At 58.7% G+C, this 8,587-nt stretch carries 8 protein-coding genes and 1 tRNA gene; 4 read left to right on the top strand and 5 right to left on the bottom strand.

Features of this window, described 5'->3' with window-relative positions:
* Positions 1–26 precede the first annotated feature (26 nt).
* From H4684_RS19995 to H4684_RS19985, 3 genes are all read right to left on the bottom strand, one after another.
* Positions 27–1,376, bottom strand: coding sequence for a type I restriction-modification system subunit M (locus H4684_RS19995; RefSeq protein WP_225940581.1), 1,350 nt, complete (start codon positions 1,374–1,376; stop codon positions 27–29).
* A 388-nt stretch (positions 1,377–1,764) separates the two neighbouring features.
* Complete coding sequence (locus tag H4684_RS19990; protein ID WP_192625100.1) at positions 1,765–1,938, bottom strand: hypothetical protein; 174 nt, start codon at positions 1,936–1,938, stop codon at positions 1,765–1,767.
* 215 nt (positions 1,939–2,153) lie between these two features.
* Positions 2,154–2,230, bottom strand: a tRNA-Pro gene (locus tag H4684_RS19985).
* 169 nt (positions 2,231–2,399) lie between these two features.
* Here H4684_RS19985 and H4684_RS19980 point away from each other — a divergent pair.
* From H4684_RS19980 to H4684_RS19970, 3 genes are all read left to right on the top strand, one after another.
* Complete coding sequence (locus H4684_RS19980; RefSeq protein ID WP_092192201.1) at positions 2,400–3,863, top strand: HD domain-containing phosphohydrolase; 1,464 nt, start codon at positions 2,400–2,402, stop codon at positions 3,861–3,863.
* 83 nt (positions 3,864–3,946) lie between these two features.
* Positions 3,947–4,840 (top strand): pseudouridine synthase, encoded by an 894-nt coding sequence (locus H4684_RS19975; protein WP_192625099.1) that lies wholly within the window; start codon positions 3,947–3,949, stop codon positions 4,838–4,840.
* Between the two features lie 18 nt (positions 4,841–4,858).
* Positions 4,859–5,284: a DUF1499 domain-containing protein gene (locus H4684_RS19970; protein ID WP_092192197.1), complete on the top strand. Its 426-nt coding sequence runs from the start codon at positions 4,859–4,861 to the stop codon at positions 5,282–5,284.
* 34 nt (positions 5,285–5,318) lie between these two features.
* Here H4684_RS19970 and ftsY read toward each other — a convergent pair whose 3' ends face one another.
* Both ftsY and H4684_RS19960 read right to left on the bottom strand, forming a co-directional pair.
* Positions 5,319–6,944, bottom strand: coding sequence for a signal recognition particle-docking protein FtsY (gene ftsY, locus H4684_RS19965; protein ID WP_192625098.1), 1,626 nt, complete (start codon positions 6,942–6,944; stop codon positions 5,319–5,321).
* 33 nt (positions 6,945–6,977) lie between these two features.
* Positions 6,978–7,676, bottom strand: coding sequence for a Smr/MutS family protein (locus tag H4684_RS19960; protein WP_092192193.1), 699 nt, complete (start codon positions 7,674–7,676; stop codon positions 6,978–6,980).
* 176 nt (positions 7,677–7,852) lie between these two features.
* Between H4684_RS19960 and H4684_RS19955 the strand changes: the two genes are divergently transcribed.
* On the top strand, positions 7,853–8,500 hold the full coding sequence (locus H4684_RS19955) for a response regulator (RefSeq protein WP_192625097.1): 648 nt from the start codon (positions 7,853–7,855) through the stop codon (positions 8,498–8,500).
* The last annotated feature ends 87 nt before the right edge of the window (positions 8,501–8,587 follow it).

Below are 8,587 nucleotides of genomic sequence, written 5' to 3'. Positions count from 1 at the left end.
TTGGCAAATAATGCGCATTTATCGCCTCACTGCATATTCAGTTCATCAAAATGCGAGCACTCGTTATGAACAATCATATTTGTAGGTCGACAAAAGCCGGTGTTGTAGAACAGGTTGTTCGGCAATTGGATGATGGTGTCCAGCATGTCGTTTTCAATGATGTAACGGCGGATGTTGGATTCGCCGCTGCCCGCGTCGCCGGTGAACAGGCTTGACCCGTTGTGGACGGATGCGATGCGCGAGCCGATGGCGCTGTCCTTGGTGGACTTCATTTTGCTCACCATCTCCATCAAGAACAGAAGCTGACCATCGCTGGAACGAGGCGTGGCGTCGACAGTTTCCACCTTGTCCCAATAGTCGGTCAGTTCGACCTGGAATCGCGGGTCGATGACATCCTTGCCGTCCTTGATGTGCTTTAATTCACTACTCCAGCTTTTACCGTAAGGGGGATTAGACAGCATGAAGTCAAAACGCTGGGCGGCGAATTCGTCGATAGACAGTGTTGAGCCAACCTTGATGTTTTCGGGGTTGTTGCCCTTGATCATCATGTCGGATTTGCAGATGGCATAGGTCTCGTCGTTGATCTCCTTGCCGTATAGGTAGACGTCGCCGGTCGCCCTGATCTGGCCGTCGGGATCGAGGACATAATTTTGAGATTCCGTCAGCATGCCGCCACTGCCGCAGGCCGGATCATAGATCGTCATCACGGGCGGTAGCTGGTCTTTGATCGGGTCGAAGACGAGATGAGTCATCAGGTGGATCACCTCGCGCGGGGTAAAGTGCTCCCCGGCCTCCTCGTTGTTCTCTTCATTGAACTTGCGGATCAGTTCTTCGAAGACATAGCCCATGCCAAGGTTCGACAGACCGGGCATTTTGTTGCCGTCCGGGTCTTCGACATCGTGGGGTGTCAGGTTGATGTAGGGGGAAATGAACTTTTCCAACACATCAAGCAGAACCTGCTTGTCAGCCATGTGGCGCATCTGCTCCAAAAGCTTGAAGCGCGAGATGATCTCTTTGACGTTATCGCTGAAGCCGCCAAGGTAATCTTCGACGTTGGCCAGCAGGATCTGCTGGTTGTTGGTGGCGGTGGCGTGTAGTTGCTTCAGCGTCCATTTGCTGGTGTTGTAGAACACATATTTCGATGCCGCTTTGAGCGGGGCGTCGTCCAGTTCCGTCGCCTTCATTTCGTCCTTCTGGAAACGGACCTCTTCCAATACCTCGGCCTTGGTGGGTTCCAGAAGGGTGTCCAGGCGACGGAGGACAACCATCGGCAGGATGACATCACGGTATTTTCCCCGGACGTAGACATCACGCAGGCAATCATCTGCGATGGACCAAATAAAGGAGATGAGCTTGTTATGGGCGTACTGGTTCATGGGCGGGTTATGCTATCCTGTTGTCGTGCCAGATTGAGGGGGACGGTGTGCTGCTCTGAAAAATTCAAGAGTTGCTAACGTTTTCATGCAGTCAAGACAAGGCACTTTTATTTTCAGATGGTTGTCATACGGGCGTGTAATAAGCCAAGGCTGAGCCATACATGAAGCCCCGAGAACAATTTGCCCCGCCTTGATACTAAAAGTGACGAGATTCGCATGGCTTTGGGCTAATGGCTCGACCAAGGTCCATCAAGGTTGAAAAAAGTCGGAGCAAACTAAGTCAAGGTCGCATCGAGACAACAAGATTGCAACAATGTCACGGCACGATCACCGCAAGATTACCCCAAGGTGGCCTGTTCTGGTCATTTGAATTAGAAGGGCGGGGTTTCTATTTGGCGGAGTTCATGACCGCGCCGCAGACAGTGCAGGTGGACGCGGAATAACCATGTCTGGCTTTGCACGATGGACAGACCGTAGGTCGCTGAGAAAGGCGCATTTTGAGGCCGACAGCGGCCACGACAGCCCCTGCGGTGAAGGCGACAAAGGTTATGGTCAGATTCATGGGCTGCGGCCTAACACATCGTCTGGCGTGTGACCATTAAGAACCTTGTCAGACGTTTCGCTTTTGTGCGCGAGGGGTGAATGGGCGTGTCAGACGGCGCTGAGAAGATGTGACAGTTGGAGTGTGGGGCTATTTCAAGGTGGGGGATATGGTGGGGGAATGCTTTTAAAAAGAAGAAAGGAGTTAAGTTTTTAGGCTTAACTCCTTGTAATATCTGGTCGGGATGAGAGGATTTGAACCTCCGGTCTCTGCGTCCCGAACGCAGCGCTCTACCAGCCTGAGCCACATCCCGATTGAGGAAATGCTATCTAGCCAAGATGATTTTGGTTGGCAAGGATTATTTTTGTTTTTCATCGTGTTGTCAGAGTTTTGTTTTTTCACTAAAAAGGGCGAGTACACAAATATTTACGAACTCCGAATGATCCTGCGCGTTCCTGCGATCTTTCCGGAGGGGTGAGAAAATGACTACAGCTTTTCATGTGCTGGTGGTGGATGACGAACCTGCGCTCAGGGAAATCTGCGAAGAAGCACTTTCCGGCGTCGGCTATGACGTGACCTTGGCCACCAACGGGCAGGACGCTCTGGGAAAGCTCGGGACGGGCGCCTTTGATCTGGTCATCAGCGATTTGCGCATGCCCGACATGAACGGTCAGGATCTCTTGAGCCAGATACGCAAGCACCAGCTTGACGTGGATTTTCTGGTCATGACCGGCTACGGGACCACGGAAACCGCTGTGGACATCATGAAGAACGGCGCGGCGGACTACATCGCCAAGCCTTTCGACATCAAGCATCTGCTTTTGCGGGTGCGCTCCATTCTCGAACAGCGCCGGAGCCGTCAGGAGCAGGAGAAGCTTTCCGCCGTGGTGCGCATGCTGGGTCTGAGCAAGCGGCTCGGCGCCCAGCTCAATCATGTGGCCGTGGTCGAGGAGTTCCTGATCCATCTGCGCGAAAATTTCTCCCCCGACGCGATCTGCCTGCTTCTGCCGGAAATGCTGGAGCGCGGCCCGAACCTCATGCAAGGCAGCCTGCTCGAAAACAACGAGGTCTTGCGCTTTTTCGTGACCAGGCTGTGCGAGCGGATTCTGCGCCAGGGCAAGTCCTATCTCCTTGACCAGCTCACCCTGCAGCAATCTTCCTTCAATTCGTCCCTGTTCCCGGGCGGATTTCCCTATTCGATCATGGCCGTGCCGCTGGATCTGCCGCAGAAGCGCATTGGGGTCATCACGTTGGTCCGTGACAGGGAAAACCAGCTCTATTGCGAACAGGATCTGCAACTGCTGGGCGTTTTCGCCTCGCATACCGCTTCGGCCCTGCAGAACTCCCATCTCTATTCGCGTCTGCGGACCATGAACCAGGATGTGATCCGCTCCTTCGCCCAGGCCGTGGAGCTCAAGGATTATTACACCCGTGGACACTCCGAGCGCGTGGCCGAGTATGCCTGCCGCCTGGGGCGCACGCTGGGGCTCGGCAGCAAGGAACTGGACCGGCTGCATATAGCCGGGATGCTCCATGACATCGGCAAGATCGGCATCCCTGACCATATCCTGAACAAGCCCGGCGCCTTGACTGACGACGAGTACGAGAACATGAAGCGTCACAGCTCCATGGGCCGGGAGATTCTGGGGCAGGTCGGCGCGATGAACGACGTGACGGAGATCATTTACCATCATCATGAGCGCATGGATGGCCAGGGCTATCCCGACGGCCTGATGGGTGACGCCGTGCCCTTCATGGCCCGGATCATTTGCCTGGTCGACAGTTACGAGGCCATGACCTCCAACCGCGCCTATCGCCAGTCCCTGCCCCTGAGCAAGGTCATGTACGCTCTGGACCGGGGCGCGGGCACGCAGTGGGACAAGGATCTCACCGCGACCTGGATGTCCATCGTCGAACAGGAGCAGCCCGGCTTTCCTCGGCAGTGAGGCCTGGTCGCGTCACTTCATTACCAAGGGTCTCGGGGCCAGGCCGATGTTTTCGGCTTGCGGCCTGATTCACCGGCATCTTCATGACAAACTCCTTTTTTTATTCCGAAGACCTTCCGCCGGTCCGACTGGACAAGGCCCTGGCCCGGCAACTGGGTTTTGGCGTCCGGCGCTGCCGGGCCCTCATCGAGGCCGGCCACGTCCTGGTCGATGACCGGCCGTGCGCCAAGGGCGCGCTCGTACGGCCTGGTCAGCACGTCCTTGTCTCGATGCCCGAGGATGCCGCTCCGACCTGTCACGATGTCCGTCTTGTGGCCCGCAATGAGAGTTTCGCGGCACTGTTCAAGCCGGGCGGCCTGCATACGGTGGCGGGTCGGGGGGCTTCGTGTCTTGAGTCTTGCCTGCCCGGGCTCGGGCTTGAGGGCTGGGAGCTGCTCAACCGTCTGGACCATCTGACCAGCGGGCTGGTCCTGGCCGCCGGCGATCAGCAATCCGCGGCGGCATACAAGACCTGGCAGGACGCCGGGCAGGTCCGCAAGTGGTACCTGGCTTTGGCCCGTGGCGTCGTTCAGGGTCTGGATTCAAGGGAGCGGATTCTGGATGACAAGCGCCGTGTCGTGCGTGTGACCACGGAAGAGGACGAACCCCTGCGCTGGACCCGGGCCCGCGCGGTGTGCCAGGTCGGGGACGACACGTTGCTGCTGGTGAGAATCCTGAAGGGCCGCAGACATCAGATTCGCGCCCATCTGGCCCATGCCGGGCACGCGCTGATCGGTGATCCGGTCTACGGCGTGGGTGAACCCGGCGGGCTTTATCTGCATCACTGGCGTCTTGAGATGCCGGGTTTCGAGGCAGCTTTCTTGCCCGATTGGCCCTGCGTCGATCACGAACTGGTTGAGAGCCTCGCTTCGGATTTCGATTCCGATCGGGATCCGCCAAAATTCCGCATCCTGCCATCCGGGGAAGCCAAACCGTGAAACAACGGGGGAAAGCGTATGAAAAAATCCTGTCTGGCGATCCTTGTCTGTCTTGGCCTTGCATCCTGTTCCGCGGCTGCCGGTAAAGGGCTTGAGAACGGCCGCCTGCGGCCATGCCCGGCCTCTCCCAACTGCATCTCGTCGGAGGCGCCCGGAGGCGATGTGCCGCCGTTCGTTGTGCAGGGTGAAGATGGATGGGAGCGTCTGCGCCTGGCCATAGTTTCCCTGGGCGGGAGTATCGAGGGCGAGGAAACGGGGTATCTGCACGCGACATTTCGTTCCCGCATCTTCGGCTTTGTGGATGATCTGGAGTGCAGGCAAGACGGCGACGTCGTTCAGGTTCGGTCGGCGTCTCGGGTCGGTTGGTGGGACATGGGGGCGAATCGGCGCAGGGTGGAGAAGCTGCGTAAGGCGTTGTCCGCGACGCCCCCGACCGAAGGATAGTGAAGCGGGCAGGGTGACCCCTGCCCGCGCGGGTTTAATCGAAAAGGGCGCTGGCGAATTCCTGGCCCGAGAAGGGGCGCAGGTCTTCCATTTTTTCACCAAGGCCGACAAAGCTGATGGGGATCTTGAATTCGAGCGCGATGGCCACGATGATTCCGCCCTTGGCCGTACCGTCCAGCTTGGTCAGCACGATCTCGTCCACGGGCGATGCCTGGGAAAAGAGCTTGACCTGGGACAGGGCGTTCTGGCCGGTGGTCGAGTCCAGCACCAGGATGGTGCGGTGCGGCGCGCCTTCAAGCTTCTTGCCCAGGACCCTGTTTATTTTTTTGAGCTCTTCCATGAGATTGTGTTTGGTCTGCAGGCGTCCGGCCGTATCCACAAAGACCAGATCGTATCCTTCCCGCATGGCATATTCCACGGCTTCAAAGGCGACGGCTGCCGGATCGCTGCCGTGCGCCTTGGCGTAGAACCCGGCTCCGACACGCTTGGACCAGACCTGCAGCTGTTCGATGGCCGCCGCGCGGAACGTGTCCCCGGCCGCGACCAAAACCTTGCGGCCCTGCATCTGGGCGCGATGGGCCAGCTTGGCGATGGTGGTGGTCTTGCCCGCGCCGTTGACGCCGATCATGAGCACCACTTCCGGGAGCTGGGGGACCTTTGGCGTCTTGGGCTCGATGAAGACGGAGGCCAGTTCTTCCTTCATGAGGGTCTTGAAGGTTGCCGCGTCCCTTTCAGCGGCCTGGCGCAGCTTGGGCCGCAGCCGCTTTGAAAGTTCCTGGGTGGCGTTTACGCCCACGTCGGCCATGAGCAGGATTTCTTCCAGTTCCTCCCAGAACGCGTCGTCGTATTTGCCGGTCATGGACAGGAGCTGGTCGATGCGCATGGTGAGCTGCTCGCGGGTCTTGCCCAGACCGGCGGAGAGCTTCAGGAAAAGTCTGTTGCGCTCGTCTTCCTCGTCTTCAAGTTCCAGGGCCAGGGCCATGCGGTACTGCAACTCGGAGCGGAACTCGTCGACATGGTCGTATTCCATGTCCAGAAGCCATTTATCGAAGCGGCGGATGAAGTCCTGCGCTTCCTCGGCCGGCACTTCGAGCTGGATAAAAAGAAACCTGAGCCGCTCCCACAAGACATCGCCGCGCCTGGTCACTCCGTCCAGGATATGAACCATCCAGGTCGAGAGTTTCGGCTCAGCTTCGCCCAGGGCCTGCTGCAGGGATTTCTGCCAGGGTGCAAGTTCGTCCCTGGCGACCGGTTTTTCCTGGAAGAGCATTTCGGCGGCAGGAGCGGGCCGAGGTTCTTCCCTCGGCGCGCTTTCAGCGGCGGGCGCCTTTTCTTCGGCCTTGCCGCCCAGTCCGAACAATCTGCGCCATCCGCCTTCTTTGCGTGCCTCGGTGTCCACGCCTGGCGCGTCCGCTCTTGCGGCGGGCTCGGCCTCATGCTTCGGTTCGGGCGGGGCAGGGGGCGGCGTGTCCGCGTGCGGGGTTTGCGCCTCGGGTTCTTCTTCAATTTTCGGGATCGTGGGCGCGGCCACGGGAACCTGTGTGGGAGCCTGTTCGGGAGCCTGTTCAGAAGCCTGTTCAGGAGCCTGGGGCGCTATGGCCTCGTCCCGGGGTTCGCCATCGGCTCCCCAGAGTTTTTTTATGCGTGAGAAAAAGCCCATGTTCTGGTCCTTTGGTGGAGATGTTCGAAAAAATCAGCCGTCAAGATCTGTAAAGATGTTTTCCCAGGCGATCTTGCCCTGGTCCTTGCGCACCTGGCGCAGGAGCAGGTAGACCGCCCCGCTTCCGCCATGCTTGGGCAGCGCGGTGGTGAAGGCCAGGGTGATCCGCTTGAGCGGGGCCTGGGTCAACCAGTTGGTCAGTTCCTGCCGCAGCACGCCCTGGCCCATAGGGGAATTGCGTCCCCGGCCGGGGATGAGCAGCACGCAGCGTTTGCCTTCCATGTAGCTTCGCCGCAAAAAGTCAATCACCGCGACCCTGGCCTGGTCCGTGTTCATGCCGTGCAGGTCGAGGTGCCCCTGCATGCTGAATTCCCCGCTTTTGAGCTTGCGGAAGATCTTGGCGTCCAGACCCCGGATCTGGCCCGTGATGAATTCGTGGGTGTACTCCATGTCGAATTCGATGTTTTCTTCCAGCAGACGGGCAAAGGACGGCGGTTCCGGCGGGACGGCCTCCCTGGGTCTGGGCATTCCGGCGATATCGCGGCCGCCCTTGGTCAGGGGCTCGACGTCGGAGAAGGCATGCAGAAACAGCTCTTCCTCGGATTTGTGATCCCTGGCCTTGTCGTCACGGCTCGGGGCATTGGAGGGCGCGGCTTTTCCACGGGGGGGCTTTTTCTTCAGCCGTGACCGCAGGGATGGGTCTTTGTCTAGTGATTTGAATGGATTATGCATGCATGGCTTCCGCTGTGGTCAGGGCTCAATACACAATATTGCGGGCAAGGGCAAAATCTTAAGGTGAGGCCCGACGCCCGGTTTGTGGACAAGGAGCCCGCTCGTCTGCTACCCGGAACTCTTGTCAAATCCAGGCGATTTTCCATTCACATCTGCCGGAATCAGAGAACGCACGCATGAGTACATCCCCCCAGGAAAAAGACCGGTTTCGATTTCTGGTCGTCGAACCGGACGAAGATCTCGCACGGGAAATGATGATCGTGCTTGAGAGGCTCGACGTGCAGGTCGACCATGTGCGCGGCCACCTCAAGGCCCTGGCCGTGAGCGAGGACACCGAATACGATTGCCTGCTGGTCGCCTCGCGCGGCATCGACATCTCGGGCCTGGAATTCTGCGCCCTGGTGCGGGCCCGTGAAGCCCGGCGATCACTGGCTCCCGCCTACATCATCCTGGTCGGCCCCGAAGAGGATCTGGTCAGTATCTTCACCAGCGCCGACGACATCGACGACTACATGCTCGGAACGTGGATGGATCTTGAACTCGAGTGGAAGATCAAGCGCGGCCTGCGCGCCATGTCCGCGTGTCGCGACTTCGGAGCGTCCCGGCTTCTTGACACCGAGACCGGCCTTTTGACCCCGGAAGGATTGCGTACGTTCCTCCTTGAGGAGGTCAACCGCATCGGCCGCAGAGAGGGCTGGCTTTCCATGAGCATCCTTGCCGTGCCGGGTCTTGGCGGCCTGCGCGTCAGCTATGGGGAGGCCTGGCTGGAATGGTTCAGGGACGGGATCTGGTCGTCGCTCAGAAGGCAGCTGCGCAATTATTAATCCGAGCATAAAATAGTTAACATTCGTGGAAGAATTGTGTACATTCGGATCCATGCAAACCACCGATGCACGCAAGCTTCCGCCCAA

The organism is Desulfomicrobium macestii (assembly GCF_014873765.1).
GTDB classification, from domain to species: Bacteria; Desulfobacterota; Desulfovibrionia; order Desulfovibrionales; family Desulfomicrobiaceae; genus Desulfomicrobium; species Desulfomicrobium macestii.
This window is presented reverse-complemented; position numbering and strand designations above follow the sequence as displayed.

Excerpts from the sequence above, each read along its gene's own strand:
- H4684_RS19995 (WP_225940581.1), bottom strand. The coding sequence starts at position 1,376 with ATGAACCAGTACGCCCATAACAAGCTCATCTCCTTTATTTGGTCCATC.
- H4684_RS19990 (WP_192625100.1), bottom strand. The coding sequence starts at position 1,938 with ATGAATCTGACCATAACCTTTGTCGCCTTCACCGCAGGGGCTGTCGTG.
- H4684_RS19980 (WP_092192201.1), top strand. The coding sequence starts at position 2,400 with ATGACTACAGCTTTTCATGTGCTGGTGGTGGATGACGAACCTGCGCTC.
- H4684_RS19975 (WP_192625099.1), top strand. The coding sequence starts at position 3,947 with ATGACAAACTCCTTTTTTTATTCCGAAGACCTTCCGCCGGTCCGACTG.
- H4684_RS19970 (WP_092192197.1), top strand. The coding sequence starts at position 4,859 with ATGAAAAAATCCTGTCTGGCGATCCTTGTCTGTCTTGGCCTTGCATCC.
- ftsY (WP_192625098.1), bottom strand. The coding sequence starts at position 6,944 with ATGGGCTTTTTCTCACGCATAAAAAAACTCTGGGGAGCCGATGGCGAA.
- H4684_RS19960 (WP_092192193.1), bottom strand. The coding sequence starts at position 7,676 with ATGCATAATCCATTCAAATCACTAGACAAAGACCCATCCCTGCGGTCA.
- H4684_RS19955 (WP_192625097.1), top strand. The coding sequence starts at position 7,853 with ATGAGTACATCCCCCCAGGAAAAAGACCGGTTTCGATTTCTGGTCGTC.